Raw genomic sequence first — 21,397 nt, 5'->3', positions numbered from 1 at the left:
GCACAAAAAGAAGATTAGATGAGTCGCAAGACTTATACCCTCAGCGCTGCTGCCATAGTCGCAGCAGCCGGATTGAGCTTCTCGAGCGCCGATAGCGCGGAAGCCATTGCTCAGGACGCGGCCGCTCTCCCGGCTGCTACCGAAACAGCAGCCACTGCTGAAGAATTGATCGAAATCGTGCCTGAACCGACCGTATTCGTGTCAGAAGAGGTCGTGCAGCCGGTCGATGACGCGGACGGCGCAGATTCAGACCGAGGTTCGTCCTACGGGGCTGCTTCACTGCGCGAGCTTGTCAGCATGGTCGACGCACCGGAGAGCATGTCCGAGCAGATGCGCTGCCTTGCCGGCGCGGTGTACTTCGAATCGCGCGGCGAACCGCTCCCCGGTCAACTTGCTGTCGCGAAGGTCGTCATCAATCGCGCCGAGGATCGCCGTTTCCCCGCGAGCTATTGCGGCGTTGTTTACCAGCGGGCGCAATTTTCGTTTGTGAAGAACGGCCGCATGCCACGCATCAATAGCGGTTCGGCTGCGTGGGAACGCGCGAAGACCATCGCTCGCATCGCCCATGACGACATGTGGGATTCAGAAGCGGACGATGCCGTCTACTTCCACGCGAACTATGTTCGGCCCAAATGGAGCTATCGCAAGCAGCGCACCGCGCAAATCGATACGCATATTTTCTACCGTTGATCCTCTGCCCCGGCAGATCTTCGACCCTGATTTCAGACCCCCGCCCTGATCCGGCGGGGGTTTTTGGTATCAGTCGGATATTGCCGCCCAGACGGGCGTGTGATCGCTGGCTTTTTCACGCCCGCGATGCTCGCGATCTACCCCTACGGCGGTCAGCCTGTCTGCAAGCTCGGGCGAAAGCAGGATGTGGTCGATCCGGAACCCGTGATCGCGCTGCCACGCACCTGCCTGGTAGTCCCAATAGGTCCATACCCCGCCCCGCGGATTGAGAGTGCGCACTGCGTCGGTCCATCCATCGGCAAGCAGAGTGAAGTACGCCGCGCGGCTTTCAGGTTGCATCAACGCATCCGCCGCCATCGCTTTAACCGAGTAGGTGTCGTCATCGTGGGGGATCACGTTATAATCGCCAAGCACGGCGGCTGGCACTTCTTCGGCCCAAATCTGACCCATTCTCGCCCGCAGCTTTTCCATCCAGGCCAGCTTGTAATCGAATTTCGGTCCTGGATGAGGGTTACCGTTGGGAAGGTAAATGCAGACAATTCGCGTTGTGTGGCCTTCTTTGTCTGTGATGTCCGCCTCAAGATAACGCGATTGTTCGCCCTCACCATCTTTCGGGCCGTCGATGCCAAGACCACGCTGAACCTCCTCAGGCGGTTCGTAGCCGGCCTCGCCATCGGTGAGGATTGCGACGCCGTTGAAGCTTTTCTGACCGTGCCAAATGGCATGATAACCAAGCTCCTCGAACTCCGACGCGGGAAAGCCTTCGTCTTGGCTCTTGATCTCTTGCAGGCACGCGACCGAAGGCCGCGTTTCCGCGAGCCATTCCTTCAGGCGCGGTAAACGCGCCTTGATTCCGTTGATGTTGTAGGTGGCGATTTTCATGAGGCCGTTACTGCCCCAGAATGCTGCCCTCGTCTAATTCAAATGCCGAAGCTTGACCCGCAGCCGCACCCGGCAGCTGCGTTGGGATTTTCCACGCGGAACGCCGCGCCGCCAAGTGATTCGACGAAATCGACCACACTGCCACTGACAAGATCGAGGCTGATCGGATCGACCACCAGCTTCACACCATCGGTTTCGCTGACGGTGTCCTCGCCATCGGGCCCTTCGGACAGGTCAAATTTGTACTGAAAGCCGGAACAGCCCCCACCCTCGACCGAAAGACGCAGGATCGCTGGCTTGGTCTGCTTTTCGGCGATCCAGGCGACGCGCTTCGCCGCGGCGGGCGTGAGGGTGAGTGTTTCGGCCATAAACAATATCTAGGTGCGAACGCCTCGTTCCTCAAGGCTCAGGCGGTCTGGATATAATTCCTGATTGCTTCCGCCTCGTGCTCGATCTCGTCGATCTTATGCTTCACGAGGTCGCCGATCGAGATGAACGCAACGAGCGCCCCATTGTCGACCACCGGAAAATGGCGGAACCTGCGCTTGGTCATCAAGGCCATGGCATCGTCGATCTTGGTCGAGGTTTCGACGGTAACTGCGGGCGAAGTCATGATCTCTTCGACCGGCATGCTCAGGACCGAGCCGCCTTTCTCAGAAAGGCAGTAGATGACGTCGCGTTCCGAAATAATGCCTACGACCGAACCGTTTCGCATCACTGGCAGGGCACCGATCCGTTTGCCTGCAAGGATGTTAACCGCTTCCGAAACGGGCGTGGTGCAATCGCACGAAACTATGTCCGCAGATGAGCGATTGGCGATGATCTTTGCGATGGTCATGATCTGGCGTCCTCTCTTTCGACACAAAATGCCACTTTCAAAGGCAAAAGGCGAGTCTGGCCCTTAACGCTGTCTATGCGGCGCTAAGGCATTGCAAAGCCGCAGTTCGAGGCTCATGTGAGCATCATGGCCAACAAATCTCCTCTCGATGATCCGGAAACGGCGGCCCATGCGTGGGCGCAGTACCGGCGCGTCATGCGCCTTTTGCTGCTGGTGACGATTGCCACCGTCGTGGTCGCCGTCGGACTGCTGTTTGCGTTCAATGGCGCGATTTCGGTGCATTTTTACATTGCGGCCGCCTTGGGCATCGCCTTCACCATGCTGCTTGGGGGAGGGCTGATGGGCCTCGTTTTCCTGTCCAATGGCACGGGGCACGACGAATCGGTCGACAATCGCCTGCCGAGCGCGGACGAATTGTTCGGCGATAGGAACGAGGACTAGATCGGCGGGGTCAGCCGGTATTCCTCGACTGGAACACCGCCGACCAAATGCTCTTCGATGATGCGTTCGAGCACTTCGGGTGTGCACGAATGATACCAGACGCCGTCCGGCCACACGACCGCCACAGGTCCTGATCCGCAGATCTGGAGGCAATCGGCCTTGGTGCGCTGGACACCGCCGCCCGGTCCGCGCGGATGGTCGGATGTCCGCTTTGGTCCTGCTAAGCCGCGTTCTTTCAAACGATCCTTGAGGAATTGCCACGCAGCCGCGCCTTCCGCGCGCGAGCAGCATTTCTGTTTTTCGGAAAGCGCGCACAGAAAGATGTGACGCTCGACCAACTTGTCCTTTGCTGCATCTCCGTATTTCTTTCCGAGCGCGGTTTGCGCTGCGAGCAGGTCCGTCTTGCTCATTCGCTTGCCTCGGCCTCCGGCTGTTCGCCGAGCCAGCGATCAAGCCACGCGAAGATCGTACGGTGCCATTGAAGCGAATTTTCCGCGCCGAGCACCCAGTGGTTTTCATCCGGGAAGACCAGCAATTGCGAGGGAACACCGCGTTCTTGCAAAGCCGTGAAGCTTTGCAGGCCTTGCGTGTAGGGGACCCGAAAATCCTGTTCACCCGCGATTACAAGCATCGGTGTCTGCCAATTATCGACGTGGTTGACGGGATTCCAGCGCTCGTACTCATCGCGCGCCTCGCTATAGGAGCCACCGAAATCCCAGCGCGGAAACCACAGCTCTTCGGTCGAGTAATAAAAGCTGCGCATGTCGAATAGGCCATCGTGCTGCACGAGGCAGTTGAACCGGTCCGGCCAGCGCCCGGCAATCCAGTTGACCATATAGCCGCCATAGCTCGCGCCCATGGCGCAGGCGCGGCTGCCGTCGATCTGACTGTCGAGCTGCAGCGCGGCTACGAGCCCCTTCTGCAGGTCCTCCAGAGGCTTACCGCCCCAATCGCGGTTGATCGAGTCGGTGAACGCTTGTCCGTATCCCGTGCTCCCATGGAAATCGACCGAGATAACGGCATAGCCTTGGCTGGCGACCACGCGCGGGTTCCAGCGCGAGGACCAGCCATCGCGAAAGCTGCCTTGCGGTCCGCCGTGAATGTAGAGAATGGCGGGAATCGGTCCCGTTTGTTTCTCAAGCCGCGTGATCTGGCCCCAGACAATATCGCCGCCCGCGCCTTCGAAGCTGAAGCGGGTTGTGATGGTCGATGCCATCTCTCCCATTCGGCTCGTGACCTTGTCCGTCAACGGGCGGGCCTGTCGATCGTTCGCCGCGAGGTACAATTCGCTCGGCGCGCCGATGGAATCCCGTGTGAACAGCAGCCTTTCACCCGAAAGCGGGACCAGATTGCCGATATGCGCCTCATTGCCGGCGATCAGGTTGAGCTCCGTCGTCTCGCCGGTTGACGGATCGATGCGAAATACCGGTGTGTCGAGTACGTCCGCGGCGGTTGCAAGCAGGTGCGAACCATCGGCGCTCCACATGAGGCCGCCGAAAGACAGGTCGACATCTTGCGTCAGCGCACGGGTTTCTCCCGTTGCCAGATCGCGCAGCTGAACAACCTGGCGGTCAGATTCGTATCCCGGCCGCGCCATGGCGAGATAGGCGAGATAGCGCCCGTCGGGCGAGGGTGCCGGTGCGGTGTCGACAGCCGTGTTGGCGGCGGTCAAATCGGTAGGGGCTGCTCCCGTCAGATCGGAGAAATAGATGTCGTGATCGGTCGATGTGGGCTCGCGGCCATCCGCGGCTCGCGCGACGAAGTAGATGCCCGATCCGTCGGGAGCCCAGGCGAGATCCTCTCCCCCGCCGAACGGCATCGTGGGGACATTGGCGGTGATACCGCTTGTGGGATCCGCGCCGTCGATCGGGGTGCCGTCGCCCGCAATCCTCCCGTTGTCCATGTCGAACACGAAAACCCGGTTGAAGGCGCCTGGTTCGATCCAGCGATCCCAATGACGGAAAAAGCCCGCATCGCCATCGTAGAGACGGGCAGAGCCGGTCGATGGCTTGGCGGTATCGCATCCAAATGTCGGGCAGTCGCGCGCGATCTGGGACCAGAGTGCGACTTTCTGCCCGGTCGGATCGAGTTTGAACCCGGCAATGTCCGCATCGGGCATATCGGCCACGAGCGTGGGTGCCGATGTTGTCCCGTCACCTTCGATAGTGGCCCGCCACAACCGCGAGCGAGAGGCCTGCGCGCTATCCGTATGGTCTGAGCTGAGGAAGTACAGGAAGCCATCCGGACCGAACGCCATCGAATTCGCGGAAAGACCCGGATCGAACGCGATTGGCGATGCGCCGCGTTTTGCAAGATCGAGGATGTAGTGTTGCCGCGTCCGGTCAAAACTCTGGGGGTCGATTTCCGTAACCGAATACACGGCGTAGCGATCATCCATGACAATCGCACCACTCAATCGCGGTATCGCGATGAGATCCTCGGCGGTCATTGGCGGTGCGGTCACACCGGGGATTGGCCGATCGGGGGAGTTGTCATCGGCTGCAAGCGGGGCCGAGGCGAACACCGCTGCGGCGAGAACCGCGCGGACTTTGTGCATCACGTTCATGGTCGGCAGAGTTAACGCGCTAATCCGCGCCGCGCCAGTGAAACTCTAGTGCAGGCAGCGGCTTGTCCGCATTGCGGTTTCAGGCCTCGGAATTCAGCCCTTTTTGCCAGCGATCCGCGCAATTTCGGCGCGCACAAGCTTGTCGACCATGCCTGGCAGGTTCTTGTCGAGCCATTCCGCCAGCATTGGGCGGAGCAATTCGCGAGTAAGTCCTTCGAGCGATGTCTCGCCCGAGCGGACGATCTGCGGGCGCGCACCGGGTTCCGCCAGCATGGCCAGGGCGGCGAGATTGTCCTGCATCGCCCCACGCACTTCGGCGGTGATCAGAGGTGCATCTCCCAGGTCGTCGGTGGTGTTGTCATCATCGCCAAAAGGATCATGATCAGCCAAAGGATTATGATCAGATCGAGCGGTGACATTCTCGTCGTCGATCTCCATATCGGAGAGATCGAGAACTTCGTCGCCTTCCGATCCGGCGGGCTCGGCGTCGCTGCGCTCCGCCGCTTCTTCACGCATGCGGCGCACTTCGAAAGCGCTTTCACGATTGTCCCGAGCGATCACTTTCTTGATCGATTCGAGTATCTCTTCGACAGATGATTCGCTTTGCGCCACGTCAGTCCTTGCCCCCGAAATTAACCATTCCGAATCGGAACGACCGGGCTATTCGCCGGGTTCCAATTGCGGCCCGATTGTTGCTTCGGCAGCGGGAATGTCAACGGTGCGCGTCGATTTGGCTTCGGGCTCGGGGTCACGTGCCCAATCCCATCGCTTGTTTTTCACGCGCTCGAAATTGAGCTGCGGATCGTAAAGCGGACCGCCCGTGTCGAGATTGAGGTCGCGCGCCTCGGCCCGGCCCATCAGCGCCAGGAGGTTGAAACCGGCGACATAGGCGTTGCGCCGTGCGGTGACCAACTGGGCGCGTGCGGAAAGCAGTTCCTGCTCCGCATTCAGCACGTCGAGAATCTGCCGGTTGCCGATCGAGTTTTCCGCGCGCACGCCTTCAAGACTAAGTTCTGCGGCTTCTACGGCGGCCTGCGAGCTCTCGATGACGGCCATGGCTGCCTGCCAGTTCGAATATGTCGCCCGTGTCTCGGCGATGATCTGACGCTCGATCCGGATGACCTCTTCGAGAGCTGCGCTTTCCCTAGCCCCAGCCTGACGCTGTTGGGCGGCGGGAAGCCCCCCTTGGAAGAGAGGGATCGTCAGGCGCACGCCGACATTTGCGGTCGTTTCCTGTTGTACGAAATTGGAGGCAACCGGTCCGCCGAGCGTGCCGAAGAAGTTGCTGTAATCGCCATTGGCGAACAGCCCGAGCGTAGGGAGTCGGCCTGCGCCTGCGACTTCGGTATCGAACCCGGCTGCCTGCGCGCGTTCTCTCGCCGCAATCAGATTGGGATTGCTTTCGAGCGATATCACGATGGCCTCGCCGACCGCTTCGGGGAGGCCGGGGAGAGGAGGGGGTGCTTGCAGATCGTCGGGCGCGCTTCCTACGAGCTGAACGTAGGTTTCGCGGGCGGCGATGAGGTTGGCCTGTGCTATGCGCAGATCGCCGCGAGCAACTGCAAGGCGCGATCGCGACTGAGCGACGTCGGTGACTGTCAGATCGCCGATTTCGAACCGATCGCTGGTCGCTTCGAGATTGATCGCGAGTACATCGACCTGGTTGGCGGAAAGAGATGCGAGCGCTTCGGTCCGGAGCACATCCATATATGCTGCAACCACCTGGCTGAAGAGCGCGCTTTCCGTATTACGGAGGCTGGCCTGGCCCGCCGAGACGCGTTCCTTGGCCGCTTTGATATTGTTCCGCACCGCACCGCCGGAATAGACCGGAACGAGCACAGCGGCATTGACGCCGAGGTTGCGTTCTGGCGCGGTAAAGGAGTTTGCCGACTGGCGAAGAAACTCGATATGCGTCGCGGTCACATTGACTGTAGGCAGGCCCGATGCCTTGGCAATCGGCACCCCCTCATCGGTCGCGCGCTGATCGGACCGCGCTCCCTGCAGTGTGGGGTTGGTGTTGTATGTCTCGACCAAGGCTTCGCGCAGCGTATCCGCCAGCGCAGGCCCGCTCGCGATGAGAGCGCCCAGACTGATCGTCGCAGACAGTCTGCGTGCAAGACCGGCGGACCGTTTCATCAGAACGTCCAGCCTTTCGGCTTGTCGAAATCATGCAGGACAGGAATTCCCAGATCCTCTACCGGTTGCAGCGAAACCTTTCCTGCCACTTTCCGACCCGACGCAAGGCGCGTCACCTGCCGCAGCAGAAGGCCCGAAACGATCCGCCCATCATCAGCGAGGCAGCTTGCGAACGCCGAAGGTATCTGTTCGATCGCTCCATCGACCATGATGAGCGAGTATGTCTTGCCCCCAACGAATTGACCGGCTGCAGCGTCTGTCGCCGCCACCGTTTCCACTTCCGCCACCAGCGGGCGGACCAGTTCGGCGAGGTATCCGGTACCGCCTTCCACGATCAGCACGCTATCCTCGACTCGCGGATCCGCCTCGATCAGCAGCTTTCCGTAGAACAGCGGGGATGCGAGAGCGGCTCCGTCGCCGAGGGGAACGCTGCGGTCGATGTAGGCGAGCGGGGCCTTGTCTTCGGGCAAGTAATCTTCGCGCGGGACGGCGATCATTCGAGCGAGCACGAATTCTTCGTTCACGCCGCTGGTGCGCAACTGGCTATCGATCATCGCTTTGCGGGCAGCGGCTGTATCGCGCTGCGTTGTGGTAGTCGTCATGTGAACTCCGGATGGCTGTATTAGGCATGCAACACAGCGCGTCAACCCTTCCTAGCTTTAGCGGCCCGATTGGCCAAGAGGTTTGGCCGGTTCCGCTGCTGCTTCAATCCCTTTGACCTCTAGCGTGCGCGATGCTTAGGGAGCCTACGCAATCTACCGAGACAAGGAACGCTTCGATGAGTGACATTGAGAACCGCCGGCATAATGATGGATCGATCTTCGGAGCGACAGGCGATGTTCGCATTGAAACCGACTCGCTCGGCGAGGTTGCCGTGCCGGTGGAGGCGCATTGGGGTGCGCAGACGCAGCGCAGCCTGGCCAATTTCGACATCGGCACGGAGACCATGCCGGAGCCTTTGGTCAAAGCGCTCGGCATCCAGAAAAAATCATCCGCGCGAGCAAATATGGAGCTGGGCGTGCTCGATGAGAAAATTGGCAATGCGATTGTCGAGGCTGCGGGTGAAGTGATCGACGGAACGCTGGCAGACCAGTTTCCGCTCAGCGTGTGGCAGACAGGTTCGGGTACGCAATCGAACATGAACGCGAACGAGGTGATCGCGAGCCGCGCGAACGAGATTCTGACCGGTGAGCGCGGAGGAAAGAACCCCGTGCATCCCAACGATCACTGCAATATGGGTCAGAGCTCGAACGACACCTTCCCCACAGCCATGCATATCGCGGCGGCGAGCGAAACCATCGAGCAGCTGGTCCCAGCGCTGCGGCATTTGCACGGGGCGCTGGATGGCAAGGCAAATGCCTTTGCCGATATCGTGAAGATCGGGCGTACCCACCTTCAGGACGCGACCCCGCTTACGCTCGGCCAGGAATTTTCGGGCTACGCCAAGCAGGTCGAATACGGCATTGCCCGCATCGAAAGCGCCCTTCTGCGCGTGCTGGAGCTGGCCCAGGGCGGCACCGCGGTTGGCACCGGAATCAACTCGAAAGCCGGTTTTGCGGAGAAGTTTGCGGCGCAGGTCGCGGACATGACCGGGCACGATTTCGTCACCGCGCCCAACAAGTTCGAAGCGCTCGCCGCGCATGACGCGTTGGTCGAGCTGTCGGGCGCGCTCAACTCCGTCGCGGTAAGCGGGATGAAGATTGCCAACGACATTCGCCTTCTTGGATCGGGGCCGCGCAGCGGCCTTGGCGAAATTTCTCTGCCAGCGAACGAGCCAGGCTCTTCGATCATGCCGGGCAAGGTCAATCCGACCCAATGCGAAGCGCTGACGATGGTGTGCGCGCAAGTGATGGGCAACAACACCTCTGTCAGCGTCGCGGGATCGCACGGCCACCTGGAACTCAACGTTTTCAAGCCGGTGATGATCTACAACGTGCTGCAATCGATCCGCCTGCTCAGTGATGCTGCGCGCAGCTTTAGCGACAATTGCGTCACGGGGATCGAGGCCAACACGGACCGAATCGACAAGCTGATGAATGAAAGCCTGATGCTGGTCACCGCGCTTAATCCCCATATCGGTTACGACAATGCCGCAAAAATCGCCAAAAAGGCACATGCTGATGGGACGACGCTGAAGGAGGCCGGCATAGAGCTTGGTCTGCTCACCGAGGAACAGTTCTCCGAATGGATCGTCCCGGCCGAGATGATCAAGCCGCGCGATTGAGCTGATTCAGTGCAGGAAAGCGCGTGCGAACCCGCCAGGCTTTCGACCAATTACTTACCCTGTCCGACGATCCGCCCGAGTGTTGCTGGTATACGACGATCCCAGTCGCTATCTCGCAACACACAGATGGTAACAGCTAATCCTTTGTCTGCGCCTGCGCACCATGATGAAGCAAGCGTCCCGTTTCGAACGGTGATTCTATCCATGGTCGCGCTGTGGGCGGTGTATTTCGTGCTGATCTCAGCGCGCGGAACCTTTCTCGGCATGGACATCCAGTTCGAGCTGTTCTGGCGCCGGTCGCTGGTTTGCGCCTTCGCGGTGCTCATCACGATGGCCCTGTGGTTTATCATGCGGCTGTTCGAAGCGCGTAAGCGATGGGTCCTGTTCGTCGTCGCGCTGATTGCGGCCCTTCCGGGCGCGCTCGCAATAGCAAAGGTCAATCAGGTCCTGTTCGCCCCTCTCAATGAGCGGATGGAGCAGCGCTATGCCGAGGAACGCGGCTTCACGTTGCGCCGGGACGAATCGGGCAATCTTCTGGCCGAGGTTGCTGCGCCGCGCGAATGGCAGTGGAAGAACAGCGAAGATTTCGACGCCGATGATCCACCGACCGTGACGCTTGTGCTGCAGGACGCGAAAGAGACCGGCGCGAATTGGTATTCGCTGATCGATGCGGGGCTCAGTCGGTATTACATCCTGCTTGGGTGGTCCGCGCTTTATATTGCATTGCTGGCTATCGCGCAGGCGCGAGTGGCGGAACGGCGTGAGCAAGAGTTCCGCTCGGCTGCGAAAGCTGCGGAGCTGAGATCGCTTCGCTACCAGGTGAACCCGCATTTCCTGTTCAACACGCTCAACTCGCTGTCGGCGCTGGTTCTGACGGGCAAGGCGGACCGCGCTGAGCGAATGATCCAGACGATCAGCCGCTTTTACCGTCATAGCCTTGCGGATGAGCCAACGAGCGATGTTCAGTTGAAGGACGAATTCGACCTTCAAAAACTGTATCTCGATATCGAGGCGGTTCGGTTTCCAGAGCGGCTGACCTGCGATTTCGATCTGCCCGAGGACCTCGAGGATGCGCGCGTACCGGGGATGATACTCCAACCGCTGGTAGAGAACTCGGTAAAATACGCCGTCTCTCCCGTGTCGCGGAAGGTGGCCGTCAGTGTCACCGCGCGCGAAGAGTTCGACCGCCTCGTGATCACCGTCGCCGATGATGGTCCAGGCATTCCTGAAGGTTCCGCACACGGGTTCGGCATCGGCCTTGCCAATGTGCGCGACCGGTTGGAGGCGCGCTTCGGATCGGACATCGGCTTTACATCGGGTCCGACCGCTTCGGGCTACAAGACTGAAATCAGGATACCTTTGACACGGCAGGCCCCACGATATGGTTGAAAAAGCGGATGGCGATACTGCACTGCGGACATTGATCGTCGACGACGAACCGCTCGCGGTTGAACGGATTCAGGTGATTTGCGCCGAGCTTCCCGCGATCCGCGTGGTCGGCACCGCAAGCGACGGCGCGGCAGCCCTGCGCCTGGCTGAAAAGCTTGATCCCGACCTGGTGCTGCTCGACATGACCATGCCAGAACTCGATGGGCTGGGCGTAGCCCGCAAATTCGCCGATGCCGAGAGCCCTCCGGCGGTGATATTCGTTACGGCGCACGATCATTTTGCAGTCGAGGCATTCGATCTCGAAGCAATCGATTACGTTCTCAAGCCGGTTTCCAGCGACCGCCTGGAACGGGCGATCGAGCGCGCCGTGGCTCGCCGCGGCGAGCGTAAGGAAAGCGCAAGCGAATGGCTTGAGGAGTTGTGGGTGCCGCATCGGTCGGAACTGCTCCGGATCGCGGTGAGCGAAGTGCACCAGATCGATGCGGAGCGCGATTACGTTCGGCTTCATGTCGGCACGCCGGAAGCTCCCCGGTCGTACCTGCTTCTGCAAACCATCGCGGGGCTGGAAGCGCGGCTGGACCCTGACAAGTTCATCCGGATCCACCGTTCGACCATCCTGCGCCGTGACAACATTCGCGGACTGCGGCATGACGGGCTCGGTGTCTGGTCGGCAGAACTGCAAGGCGGCGAAGCGCTTCGGATCGGGCGGACCTATCTTCCCAAGGTCAAATCGATGGCCGGCCGCTAAGATTTTTTGCCGGCTATCGCTCCCGGAATTCCTTTTCCGTTTTGAATCCATTACAAGAAAGTGACGGCCCGAACCCTGGGACTAAGTAGGGTTCGGGCCGTCATGTCTGCGCAGTCGCGTCATAGCGCGAGGCGCAGTACATCTCTGCCTAGGGTTCAACCGCCGCGTCGCTGGCTTTCGATCATGGCTGCGACCTGACGCTGCGCGCTTACGAGCGCCTTTTCATAGCAATCGCGAGACTTCGCCGAAGGGATGCGTGTACCAGTGCGGGTCTCACCGACACCGCAGACCTGGCGCGCGAGCTGATCGATCCGGCGGTCGAGCATATCCTGACCTTCGGGCGTCGAAAGATCGAGGCCTGCGGTGCTGATCGTCTGTGTTGTTCCGCCGTCCGATCCGGCGAAGGCAGGGGTGGCCGTAGCGATCAGGCTGAACGATGCGGCGGCAATTGCGAAAGTCTTCATATCTATTCTCCTCCTGCAGGCCTCGGCGCTCGAAAGGTTTGCGAGCCGGGGATGCCAAGCGTCCTGTCGATTAGAGAAATACGCCGCCGCGCCGCATCAATCACGCGAGGTTCGACCAAACAGCGCGCGCCAGTCGATTGGTGTAGGGGGGGCAAGACCGGCGTTACAATTCCGCCGACCAACGGATGTTTTGATCCGACGAGCGATTACGCCATAATGTAATCATGTGGACCGCCGTCATTATCATTTTCGTGCTGGGTATCGGGAACTTCACTCTGAACCGCGCAGTGTTTGCAAGCAATCACCCCGTAATCGAGCAAATGCCGCCCTTCGTGCATATGCTCGGCGGACGGTTGACGCTGATAGCGGAGTTTCTGATCCTGCTCGCCGCAATGCTGCTGGCTGCAAACGGATGGCCCGGCCTCGCCTGGGGCTATCTCGCCTATAGCGCGCTCAATGCGCTGACCGCCTGGTTGCTGTTAACCGGACGGGTGTGACGTCGGGCATTGATTGGGCGTTGCATCGCGGGCGCTTTCCCGCTTTGAAGAGCGCCATGCCTACACGCTTGTTTCATATCAGTGACGTGCATTTCGGGGTCGAGGATCCTGAGGCGATCTCCGTCGTCGAACGCGCCGTCGCAGCAGAGCGACCCGACGTAGTATTGTGCACAGGCGACCTTACACAGCGCGCCACGAAACGCCAATATGCGGATGCGGCACAGTGGTTCCGGGGACTGAAGGTGCCGATCCTGTTCGATCCGGGCAATCACGACATGCCCTACTACAATCTGTGGGAGCGCTTCACCGATCCGTACCGCCGCTATCGCCAGCTGAACGATAACGCGGGAACCGCCTATGAATCCAAAGACGCCGTATTCGTCCCGCTGAAGACTACGGTACGCGCGCAGCCGCGTTTTCCCTGGTCCGATGGTTTCGTGACCGATCGCGCACTTGAGAATACGCTCACCCGTTTGGGCGAACTCAAAGATGACCCGCGCACAATCATGGTCACCGCGCACCATCCGCTGCTCGGGCCCAAGGATGACGAGAACCCGACAATCGGTGGTGACAGAGCGTTTGCCGCGATCGCGGCAGCGGGCGCCGATGTCATCGTTTCAGGTCATGTCCACGTGCCCTTTGACGAGGTGCGCGAAAGAGATGGGCATTCCATGCGGATGCTGGGGACCGGAACGTTATCGACGAGGCTGCGCCACGGGGCGCCTCCATCATACCGGGTCATCACCTGCAAGCAGGGTGGCGATGTCGAGACCGAGCTGCGCACGTTAACGCCAGCCCATATTTAAGCGCCTGCGCGCTTGGTTGGGCGTCCGCTTACACGTTTAACCTTTCTTAGCTGATCCTCGTTAAGAACTTGTTCTCCATGAACAGGGGAACTCCCCTAGCCGTTCTGGGGGAAGAAGATCGACGTTTGGCGAACACCTATGGAGGGGGCGCACGCAATGGACATGTTGAAAGCATTCGTATTGGGAGCGGTACTGACACTGGTTGTTGCCATTGTGGTCGGCTCGCAGGGATCGAGCGGCGGGGCCTTGGCAGTCCATTCCATGGCGCTCGGCGATCACAAAGTGTTCTGGTCCTGGCCGCTCTTCCTGTCTGGCACGGGGCTATCCTGGGGTATCCTCGCGCTGCAGCGCTGATCGAAGACTGAGCGCAAATAAAAAGGGCGGCATCCCCGTGGGGAGCCGCCCTTTCGTATTCGGGTAGCTGTCGTAAGCGAATTAGCGCTTCGAGAACTGGAAGCTACGGCGGGCTTTCGCGCGGCCATACTTCTTACGTTCGACCACGCGGCTGTCGCGGGTGAGGAACCCGGCCGACTTAACGGTCGCGCGGAGCTCCGGTTCGTACTTCGACAAGGCCTGGCTGATGCCATGCTTGACTGCACCGGCCTGGCCGGAAAGACCGCCGCCTTTTACGGTTGCCACGACGTCGTACTGACCTTCGCGTTCGGTAATCGCGAACGGTTGGTTGATGATCAGACGCAGGGTCGGACGTGCGAAGTACACTTCCTGATCCTTGCCATTGACGGTCACTTTGCCGGAGCCGGGCTTTACCCAGACGCGGGCGGTTGCATCCTTGCGTCGGCCGGTTGCATAGGCGCGGCCCTGAGCGTCAAGCTCCTGCTCACGCAGCGGGGTAGGCGGGTTCTGCGAAACGGTTTCCGCGATTTCAGCGGCATCCGCAGCCGGAGCGTCGCCAGCGATTTCCTTGAGATCCGAAAGATCGGAAACGGTGTTGTTTTCGTCAGCCATTACGAGGTGACCTTGTTCTTGCGGTTCATGGAAGCAACGTCGAGCACGGTCGGGCTCTGCCCATCATGCGGATGCTCGGTTCCGTTGTAGAGGTGGAGAGCCTTCATCTGCTGACGGCCCAGCGGACCGCGCGGAATCATGCGCTCGACAGCTTTCGAAAGCACGCGCTCTGGGAAACGACCCTCGAGGATCTTCGCAGGAGTGGTTTCCTTGATCCCGCCCGGGTGGCCGGTGTGCTTGTAATAGACCTTCTTGGTCGCTTTGTTGCTGGTGAACTTCACCTTGTCGGCGTTGATGACGATCACATGGTCGCCGCAATCGACGTGCGGGGTGTAGCTCGGTTTGTGCTTACCGCGCAGGTGATTGGCGATGATCGCGGCGAGACGGCCAACGACGAGGCCATCCGCGTCGATGATGTGCCAGTTCTTCTCGACCTCTGCCGGCTTGATCGACCGGGTCTGCTTGCTGATAGCCTTCATGGCTGCTTTATCCTTAAACCAAAATCGGTTGTGTTGATGCCAGATTCCGGCTTGCGGACAGTGTCCCGAGACAGGTCTGGCGAATCTCGCTCCGGCCGATGCCGGAAGCTTTGAGTGCGGCGCATTTGTGCGGCAATCGGCTTCAAGTCAAGCAAAACCGGGGTGCTCGGTGGAGGTAAAATAATACCGCAGCGATTCTCGGGTAGGAAAACTCGGCACGCAAAGAGCGTTTGATAACAAGACGGCACAGCTTGGCGCGCTTGCTCATTCCGCTCCGGTGGCCACTCCGCAATTCCAGACGCCAATGGTTGGTCGCGCAATGGGTGAATGTCAAAGGAGCGGTTCTCCCATAGACTTTTCCCTTCAGGCGTTTATCTGGGCGGGTATCGGCCATTCTGTAAAGATTTATGACGCTGAAGCAGCGAGCCATTCCGGACTTTAACCATGATTCGGCTGTTGCATTCAATGATCGGATGCGCTGAAAGCACCAGAATAAAAGGGAAACTAGCATGGGTTTGGGATCGGCTCGATCGCAAATACGCACGGATGTGCGATTGCCGTCAATCGAGAACGTGAAGGTCGGAGTGATCGGGCTTGGCTATGTCGGGTTGCCGCTCGCAGCTGCATTCGGGCGGTATTACAATACCATCGGATTCGACATCAGCAAAACCCGGGTTGAGCAGCTCATCGCGGGACATGACAGCACTGCAGAGCTGGATATGGAGGATCTTCGGGCCGCATCGAAGCTGAAATTCTCATCCAGTGAAGAAGATCTTGTTGGATGCGATGTCCTTGTGGTCGCGGTTCCTACGCCGATTACCTCTGCCCGAACCCCTGATCTGCAGCCACTCCTCGCAGCCTCCGAGATTGTGGGACGAGTGATCCGCAAAGGCGGGGTCGTTGTCTATGAGTCAACCGTCTACCCTGGCGCGACCGAGGAGGATTGTCTTCCCATTGTCGAGAAGTATTCCGGACTTCGGTTCAATAGTGATTTCTTCGCCGGATATAGCCCCGAGCGTATCAATCCCGGCGACAAGGAGCGCCCGATCCACAAGATTATCAAAGTTACCTCTGGATCCACACCGGAAGTCGCCGATTTTGTGGATTCGTTGTATGGCCGGATCATCGAAGCAGGCACCTTTAAGGCAAGCTCGATTAAGGTCGCTGAAGCGTCGAAAATTGTCGAGAACACACAACGCGATGTGAACATTGCCCTTGTGAACGAACTATCTATTATCTTTTCCCAGCTCGGCGTTGATACCAACGAAGTACTTGATGCCGCCGCTACAAAATGGAATTTTATAAACATGCGTCCCGGCCTTGTTGGCGGTCACTGCATTGGCGTTGATCCATACTATTTGGTGCACAAGTCGATGGCTGCGGGATTCATCCCTGACATTATCCGCACCGCCCGCGAGATTAACGATGGTATGGCTAGGAATACCGTGGTCAGACTGATCAAGAAAATGATCGCAACTGATATTGCCGTAAAGGGCGCAAAAGTGCTGGTCGTCGGGTTTTCCTTTAAGGAGAACTGTCCTGACACCCGCAATACCAAGGTCGTAGATCTTGTCACGGATCTGGAAAGCTTTGGTATGGCCGTCGACATTGCTGACACCTGGGCTGACCCGAGCAGCGTGCAGCGGGAATACGGGCTCGAGATCGCAACTTCATTGCCCGACACCGGAGATTATGATGTCCTGATATTGGCGGTGCCGCACGATGATGTGATGCAGGGGGGCGCCCTGGCGCTGCGCAAACTGGTGAAGCCGGGCGGAATTCTATTTGACCTGAAAGCCGTCTTTGAAATCGAAGACAGCGATCTGAGGCTGTAAACATGGGCCGCGAAAAGAATGTTGGAGAAGTGTCCGCCGCTACGATAGGTGACTTCGACCCGGAATGGTACCGTTCGCAATATCCAGATGTCGATATGCTCAGAATGGACCCGGCGGACCACTTCGAACGCTACGGCGCGCGACTAGGGCGCCTCGGCAAGCCGGGCGGCAGTCACCAAAAGCATGCCGCTGCCGCCAAGCCATGGAATAAGTTGCCTGTTGGTGGTGAAGGTGGCGATCCGATCGACATTCGTGATTTCTGCAAAAAAGAGTGGGCGCGATACCGCAGGCGCAAAGAAGTCCTTAACTTACTGACGCGACCGGACCTGCCGAAGGTCACTGTCGTAATGACCTCACACAACGCCGAGGACACGGTGGAAGCGGCGGTCCAATCCATGCTGATGCAGAGTTATCCGAACTTGGAAGTGGTCATATGCGACGATGCCAGCACTGATCGTACATGGAGCGTCTTACAAGCGCTCGAAGTGCAAACCGGAAGTGCTGTACGAGCGATCAGGTTGGCCAGGAACAGTGGCACCTATCTCGCAAAAAACATTGCGATAAAAGAGGCGAAGGGTGACTTCATTCTTTTCCAGGACTCCGACGATTACTCGCATGCCCATCGTGTTGCTTGTCAAATCGAACCACTTATTGATGATGAAACCCTAATCGCGACGCGAACAAAATACGCGCGCTTCAACCCCGACAACTTCAGTGTTATTGCACGTGAAGGCGACTTCGCAAAACTTGGCTTGATTACGTTGTGTGTCCGACGTCGCGTTTTCGATGAGATCGGATTCTTTGATGCCGTTCGCAAGGCAGGTGACGATGAATGGTTCCGTCGCCTTCGACATCTGTGCGGAAGCCACAGCGTCCAAGATCTCCCGGTATCGCTGTACAACGCTGAATTGCGGCCGAATTCGCTTATCGCCGACATGGTCACTGTTAGGGCCGACGGTTCTATTGGCCAAAGCTCAAGCAAAAGCAGAAGAGCGTATGTCTCGATATTTTCCAAAAGACTTGAAGAAAACGGCTCGAAACCTGACTGGTACCGATCCAATTTCCCGCCCGTTCCCAACAAGGCGCAGCAGGCTTATCCTCCTGAAATAGCAGCGATCACCCCCTCACGAGCACCGGTGATTGGGGCTGTTTGCAGCATTCCCAGCCGGATTGGCGCCTTCGAAAAAGTGATTGAGCGCCTCCTTCCGCAGGTTGATGAGCTGCATGTGTATCTCGATAAATATGCGCGCATTCCAGATTTCCTGAGCTCGAAAAAGGTCGAAATTTATAGATCTGAAAACTACGACATAGATTTTCGAGACAATGCGAAATTCCTGATGTTCGACCAGTGCAAGAAGAGATTCCCAGAGGGCTTCTACTATTTCACCTTCGATGACGATATCGTATATCCTCATGATTACGTGCGGCACCTCATCGCAGGCATTGACGAGTTCGACCGATCTGCAGTTGTGGGGGTTCATGGTGTTCTGTTGGTGGAAAACCCACAGAAGTATTCCAGACAGAGAGTGGTTTTTCACTTTTCCGCAGACGATTTGGCGAACCCTGTTCTAGTCAACAATCTAGGCACTGGCACAGTAGGATTCTGGTCAGGTGCGTTTGACAAGATCGCCCCTGAAGCTTGGGGAGCAGGAGGTATGGTCGATATCGAGTTTTCCGTTCTTGCTCGCCAGATGGGAGTTCCCATGGTGTGCATCCAGCGCCATGCTGGTTGGCTGGCATCGGGTGAGCTGGCCGAGGACGACGTTCCCTTGTTCAGAGAGAACAAGAAAAAGGAGGGAGTAATCAGGGACAAGCTCGCGGCCGCAAAGCCCTGGGGCTACGAGGGTATCGAGAAATCCTTGCAGAAATTGAACAACTCTACTGCGGAGAAGTTGGAGAAACTCTTGCCGAGGTTCAGGGACGAGCTCTACGTCAGCCGATTTTTCCAAAGAATGCGCCGGAAATGAGCGAGCAAAATTGGCCGGAGTTGTCTTTCCCTAAGGATGAGGCAGAACTCGTCCGCGCCATTTATGAAAAAGCCACGGTGATCCTAGAGTATGGCTCAGGCGGGTCCACAATAATCGCGGCGGAAAAGCCGGGAAAGCTGGTGTTCAGCGTGGAGTCCGATCGAGAATGGGCTCTTCGGCTCCAGCACGAGATCGACTCACGCAAGCTTTCGTCTCCCGCAACCGTTTATCATGTCGACATCGGCCCCACGGGCGACTGGGGGCGCCCACTCAACTCGGACAGCTGGACCAATTTTCACAACTACCCACTCGCGATTTGGGACGAGCCCTTCTTTCGACAACCTGATGTCGTGCTTATCGATGGTCGATTTCGACCGGCCTGTCTCATGGCAGTGGCGCTTCGAACCAGGCAAACCGTCACTCTTCTTTTCGACGATTATAAGTCCCGCCCCGCCTATCATAGTGTTGAGGGCTTCCTGAAACCGACAAAGATCGTCGGCCGATTGGCGGTATTCAGAGTCGAGCCGCGCCAGCTAGACGCTTCGGAGATTCGAAAACTCATGGAAAATTTTTTCCGAGCGACCTATCACGGTATGGACCAGCCACCTTACAAGAACAATCTTCGCAATAAATCGTCGTCTCCGGGCGATGGTCGAAATATCACATGAGCAATATGCCCACATCTACAAACGGTCCCACGACGATCGCAGATCTTACCAGCGATCCTTTCGCTCCGGCAGCGTTTGAGACTCTCTTCCTGCGACCTCGCTATCTGGTCGACAGTCCTTCGGTAGCTCACGTGCCGTTTCTTTTCTGGGCATGTGCAACGCTCCGTCTTCGCAATGTAGCGGTCGTCGGAGCAGGCGACGGCGTTCTGCATTTCGCGCTTTGCCAGACGCTGGAGCAGATGAGCGATACCGGAATATGTGTCGGCCACGGTTTCTGGGAAGATGCCGAAAATGAGGAGCGGCCTTCCGGCGTTCCTCCTGAGCTCGCAAGGCACGAGGACATGCTCTACGAGGATATTTCTAGGCTCGCACCCGGCGCGGACCTCGACAAGCTAGTTGACAGTATGCCGGAATCATCCCTCGATCTGATTATTCTCGATCTTGCAGCTGCACCGGAAGGCTTGGCGCAGAGATTGGAAGTCTTGGCCAGCAGGCTCAGCAAGTCTGGAATTTTGTTCGTCCATGGCGAGAATACAGTGCAAGAAAACGGTGCAGATGCGGCGGCACTTGAACGCTTTATGAAAGCGCATCGCTCAGTTCACTTTTCTTCTGAACAGGGCTTCAGAATGTTCATCCTGACAGGTGATAAGCCGCACCATCTGGGTGCGCTGTTTGAGGCAAGTGAAAGTGGGCATACCACTTTCGCGGTCGAAAAAGTATTTCGCCGCGTTGGCCAAGGGCTGCTCGGGGTCGTACGCGCTGCTAAAGAGAAATCAGCTAGAATTGAGGCGGAGGGGCTGGCGACCGAAAACCGCGCCGCATTTGAAACTACGCAGAGTAAGTACGAAACCCTTGTTGAAGCTTATGACCTTCGTACGCGGAGAATCGCGGAGATCGAGAGCCAGCTGTTCGATGATCGAGCAATTATAGCCGAATTGCGAGCCCAAGCTGCCGTTCGTGAAGTTGAGCATGAGTCGCTTAAAGCTGCGCACAAAGTCGAACTTGCCGATCTCGAAAAAGAGCTCGCTGAGCATGTGTCGGCGCTGACAAAAGAAACAGCGCGGTACGTGTCTCTAGAGAAGGATTTCAAGGCTGAGCGTGAGATGCGCTTCTCAGAAACCACTGCTCTTACCCGAATGACAGAGTCCTTGAGGAAAGAGATCGCCGCACTCAAAACCAAACACAACTCTGCCTTGGAATCTCAGCATGATCAGTTCGCAAGACGTAGCAATATAACTGCCCAATTGACCGCCTCGAAGAACCGCTTGCAGGCGGATCTCCTGCAGTTCCATCGGTTGCGCGCCAGAAAGAAAGCGAAAGACAGAATCGCCAAGGAAATCGATCTAGTCAAAGCGTCTGAGTGGTTCGATCCCGAGTGGTATGTCGCGACTTACCCTGACATTGCAAACAGCGGAGCGGAACCTGCTCGGCATTTCGTGCTGCATGGCGGATACGAATTGCGCAATCCGGGCCCAGATTTCGATTCGCTGGAGTACCACAAGGTGCATGCCGACGTGACCGAGGCAGGCATACCTGCTTTCATCCACTACTTAGATAACGGCCGGATAGAGAGCCGCCAGACTTTCAGAGTCGATGATAGCGCCTGAGCTAGAGGGATCATGCGCTCTCCAATCATCAGTTCCCAAAGACTGATCTCGCCCCCAGGGCGTTGACGTTTTTGCACCGTGCTCGGCATTGCATTCTTCCTGAACACTTTGGCCCACTGCAATTTTTGAATTTCCAAGCTCAAAGGCGCTGATTTTCTTCGGCGCAACCTCGTAGTCCTTTTCGAGGACAGAGG

Annotated in this window: 23 protein-coding genes; 12 read left to right on the top strand and 11 right to left on the bottom strand. The window is 58.1% G+C overall.

What is annotated here, in order from left to right; translation table 11 throughout:
* The first annotated feature begins 18 nt into the window (after positions 1 to 18).
* On the top strand, positions 19 to 690 hold the full coding sequence (locus tag KCG45_RS05270) for a cell wall hydrolase (RefSeq protein WP_218316021.1): 672 nt from the start codon (positions 19 to 21) through the stop codon (positions 688 to 690).
* 69 nt (positions 691 to 759) lie between these two features.
* Here the strand turns inward: KCG45_RS05270 and xth are convergent, their stop codons facing one another.
* The 3 genes from xth to KCG45_RS05255 are packed head-to-tail and all read right to left on the bottom strand — an operon-like array spanning position 760 to position 2,410.
* Positions 760 to 1,572: an exodeoxyribonuclease III gene (xth, locus tag KCG45_RS05265; RefSeq protein WP_218316020.1), complete on the bottom strand. Its 813-nt coding sequence runs from the start codon at positions 1,570 to 1,572 to the stop codon at positions 760 to 762.
* A 38-nt stretch (positions 1,573 to 1,610) separates the two neighbouring features.
* Positions 1,611 to 1,940: a HesB/IscA family protein gene (locus KCG45_RS05260; protein WP_218316019.1), complete on the bottom strand. Its 330-nt coding sequence runs from the start codon at positions 1,938 to 1,940 to the stop codon at positions 1,611 to 1,613.
* A 38-nt stretch (positions 1,941 to 1,978) separates the two neighbouring features.
* Entirely contained in the window at positions 1,979 to 2,410 is a 432-nt protein-coding gene (locus tag KCG45_RS05255) for a CBS domain-containing protein (RefSeq protein WP_218316018.1), read from the bottom strand.
* Positions 2,411 to 2,536: 126 nt separating this feature from the next.
* Here KCG45_RS05255 and KCG45_RS05250 point away from each other — a divergent pair, with 126 nt between their 5' ends.
* Positions 2,537 to 2,851, top strand: a complete 315-nt coding sequence (locus tag KCG45_RS05250) for a hypothetical protein (protein ID WP_218316017.1) — start codon at positions 2,537 to 2,539, stop codon at positions 2,849 to 2,851.
* Here KCG45_RS05250 and KCG45_RS05245 read toward each other — a convergent pair.
* The 5 genes from KCG45_RS05245 to KCG45_RS05225 form a co-directional block, all read right to left on the bottom strand.
* A complete protein-coding gene (locus KCG45_RS05245) occupies positions 2,848 to 3,261 on the bottom strand; it encodes a (2Fe-2S) ferredoxin domain-containing protein (RefSeq protein ID WP_218316016.1) in 414 nt (137 codons plus the stop codon). The two genes, KCG45_RS05250 and KCG45_RS05245, sit on opposite strands and share 4 nt — an antisense overlap.
* Positions 3,258 to 5,408, bottom strand: a complete 2,151-nt coding sequence (locus KCG45_RS05240; RefSeq protein WP_255547958.1) for a S9 family peptidase — start codon at positions 5,406 to 5,408, stop codon at positions 3,258 to 3,260. The genes KCG45_RS05245 and KCG45_RS05240 overlap by 4 nt, the downstream gene beginning before the upstream one ends.
* 102 nt (positions 5,409 to 5,510) lie before the next feature.
* Complete coding sequence (locus KCG45_RS05235) at positions 5,511 to 6,029, bottom strand: DUF2497 domain-containing protein (RefSeq protein ID WP_218316015.1); 519 nt, start codon at positions 6,027 to 6,029, stop codon at positions 5,511 to 5,513.
* A 48-nt stretch (positions 6,030 to 6,077) separates the two neighbouring features.
* Entirely contained in the window at positions 6,078 to 7,553 is a 1,476-nt protein-coding gene (locus tag KCG45_RS05230; RefSeq protein WP_218316014.1) for a TolC family outer membrane protein, read from the bottom strand.
* Entirely contained in the window at positions 7,553 to 8,155 is a 603-nt protein-coding gene (locus KCG45_RS05225) for a protein-L-isoaspartate O-methyltransferase family protein (RefSeq protein WP_218316013.1), read from the bottom strand. The genes KCG45_RS05230 and KCG45_RS05225 overlap by 1 nt, the downstream gene beginning before the upstream one ends.
* Before the next feature lie 176 nt (positions 8,156 to 8,331).
* On the opposite strand from KCG45_RS05225, the gene fumC reads away from it, so the two are divergent.
* The 3 genes from fumC to KCG45_RS05210 all read left to right on the top strand — a co-directional run bounded on the left by fumC (position 8,332) and on the right by KCG45_RS05210 (position 11,914).
* Complete coding sequence (fumC, locus tag KCG45_RS05220; RefSeq protein ID WP_218316012.1) at positions 8,332 to 9,777, top strand: class II fumarate hydratase; 1,446 nt, start codon at positions 8,332 to 8,334, stop codon at positions 9,775 to 9,777.
* Between the two features lie 204 nt (positions 9,778 to 9,981).
* The gene (locus tag KCG45_RS05215) at positions 9,982 to 11,166 is read left to right on the top strand and encodes a sensor histidine kinase (protein ID WP_255547957.1); all 1,185 of its coding nucleotides are present in this window, start codon (positions 9,982 to 9,984) and stop codon (positions 11,164 to 11,166) included.
* Complete coding sequence (locus tag KCG45_RS05210) at positions 11,159 to 11,914, top strand: LytR/AlgR family response regulator transcription factor (protein WP_218316010.1); 756 nt, start codon at positions 11,159 to 11,161, stop codon at positions 11,912 to 11,914. The genes KCG45_RS05215 and KCG45_RS05210 overlap by 8 nt, the downstream gene beginning before the upstream one ends.
* 155 nt (positions 11,915 to 12,069) lie before the next feature.
* Here KCG45_RS05210 and KCG45_RS05205 read toward each other — a convergent pair whose 3' ends face one another.
* Positions 12,070 to 12,378, bottom strand: coding sequence for a UrcA family protein (locus tag KCG45_RS05205; RefSeq protein ID WP_218316009.1), 309 nt, complete (start codon positions 12,376 to 12,378; stop codon positions 12,070 to 12,072).
* 224 nt (positions 12,379 to 12,602) lie between these two features.
* Here KCG45_RS05205 and KCG45_RS05200 point away from each other — a divergent pair, with 224 nt between their 5' ends.
* The 3 genes from KCG45_RS05200 (at position 12,603) to KCG45_RS05190 (ending at position 14,035) form a co-directional block, all read left to right on the top strand.
* Positions 12,603 to 12,875, top strand: coding sequence for a hypothetical protein (locus KCG45_RS05200; protein WP_218316008.1), 273 nt, complete (start codon positions 12,603 to 12,605; stop codon positions 12,873 to 12,875).
* A 56-nt stretch (positions 12,876 to 12,931) separates the two neighbouring features.
* The gene (locus KCG45_RS05195; RefSeq protein ID WP_218316007.1) at positions 12,932 to 13,681 is read left to right on the top strand and encodes a metallophosphoesterase family protein; all 750 of its coding nucleotides are present in this window, start codon (positions 12,932 to 12,934) and stop codon (positions 13,679 to 13,681) included.
* 156 nt (positions 13,682 to 13,837) lie between these two features.
* Positions 13,838 to 14,035: a hypothetical protein gene (locus tag KCG45_RS05190; protein ID WP_218316006.1), complete on the top strand. Its 198-nt coding sequence runs from the start codon at positions 13,838 to 13,840 to the stop codon at positions 14,033 to 14,035.
* Positions 14,036 to 14,116: 81 nt separating this feature from the next.
* Here the strand turns inward: KCG45_RS05190 and rpsI are convergent, their stop codons facing one another.
* Together rpsI and rplM are read right to left on the bottom strand one after the other, a co-directional pair.
* The gene (gene rpsI, locus KCG45_RS05185) at positions 14,117 to 14,647 is read right to left on the bottom strand and encodes a 30S ribosomal protein S9 (protein WP_218316005.1); all 531 of its coding nucleotides are present in this window, start codon (positions 14,645 to 14,647) and stop codon (positions 14,117 to 14,119) included.
* Positions 14,647 to 15,126, bottom strand: a complete 480-nt coding sequence (gene rplM / locus KCG45_RS05180; RefSeq protein ID WP_218316004.1) for a 50S ribosomal protein L13 — start codon at positions 15,124 to 15,126, stop codon at positions 14,647 to 14,649. The genes rpsI and rplM overlap by 1 nt, the downstream gene beginning before the upstream one ends.
* A 509-nt stretch (positions 15,127 to 15,635) precedes the next feature.
* On the opposite strand from rplM, the gene KCG45_RS05175 reads away from it, so the two are divergent.
* Genes KCG45_RS05175 through KCG45_RS05160 form a run of 4 tightly spaced genes read left to right on the top strand, consistent with a single transcriptional unit; the run spans position 15,636 to position 21,203 of the window.
* Positions 15,636 to 16,961: a nucleotide sugar dehydrogenase gene (locus tag KCG45_RS05175; protein WP_255547956.1), complete on the top strand. Its 1,326-nt coding sequence runs from the start codon at positions 15,636 to 15,638 to the stop codon at positions 16,959 to 16,961.
* A gap of 2 nt (positions 16,962 to 16,963) precedes the next feature.
* Positions 16,964 to 18,928, top strand: a complete 1,965-nt coding sequence (locus KCG45_RS05170) for a glycosyltransferase family 2 protein (protein ID WP_218316003.1) — start codon at positions 16,964 to 16,966, stop codon at positions 18,926 to 18,928.
* Positions 18,925 to 19,596: a hypothetical protein gene (locus tag KCG45_RS05165; protein WP_218316002.1), complete on the top strand. Its 672-nt coding sequence runs from the start codon at positions 18,925 to 18,927 to the stop codon at positions 19,594 to 19,596. Before KCG45_RS05170 ends, KCG45_RS05165 begins: the two co-directional genes overlap by 4 nt.
* Positions 19,593 to 21,203 (top strand): hypothetical protein, encoded by a 1,611-nt coding sequence (locus KCG45_RS05160; RefSeq protein ID WP_218316001.1) that lies wholly within the window; start codon positions 19,593 to 19,595, stop codon positions 21,201 to 21,203. Before KCG45_RS05165 ends, KCG45_RS05160 begins: the two co-directional genes overlap by 4 nt.
* Positions 21,204 to 21,397: the final 194 nt, after the last annotated feature.

This window comes from Erythrobacter ani (assembly GCF_019204025.1).
Taxonomy (GTDB): Bacteria; Pseudomonadota; Alphaproteobacteria; order Sphingomonadales; family Sphingomonadaceae; genus Erythrobacter; species Erythrobacter ani.
Note: the sequence above shows the minus strand (reverse complement) of the source record. Positions and strands in the feature narration are given on the sequence as shown.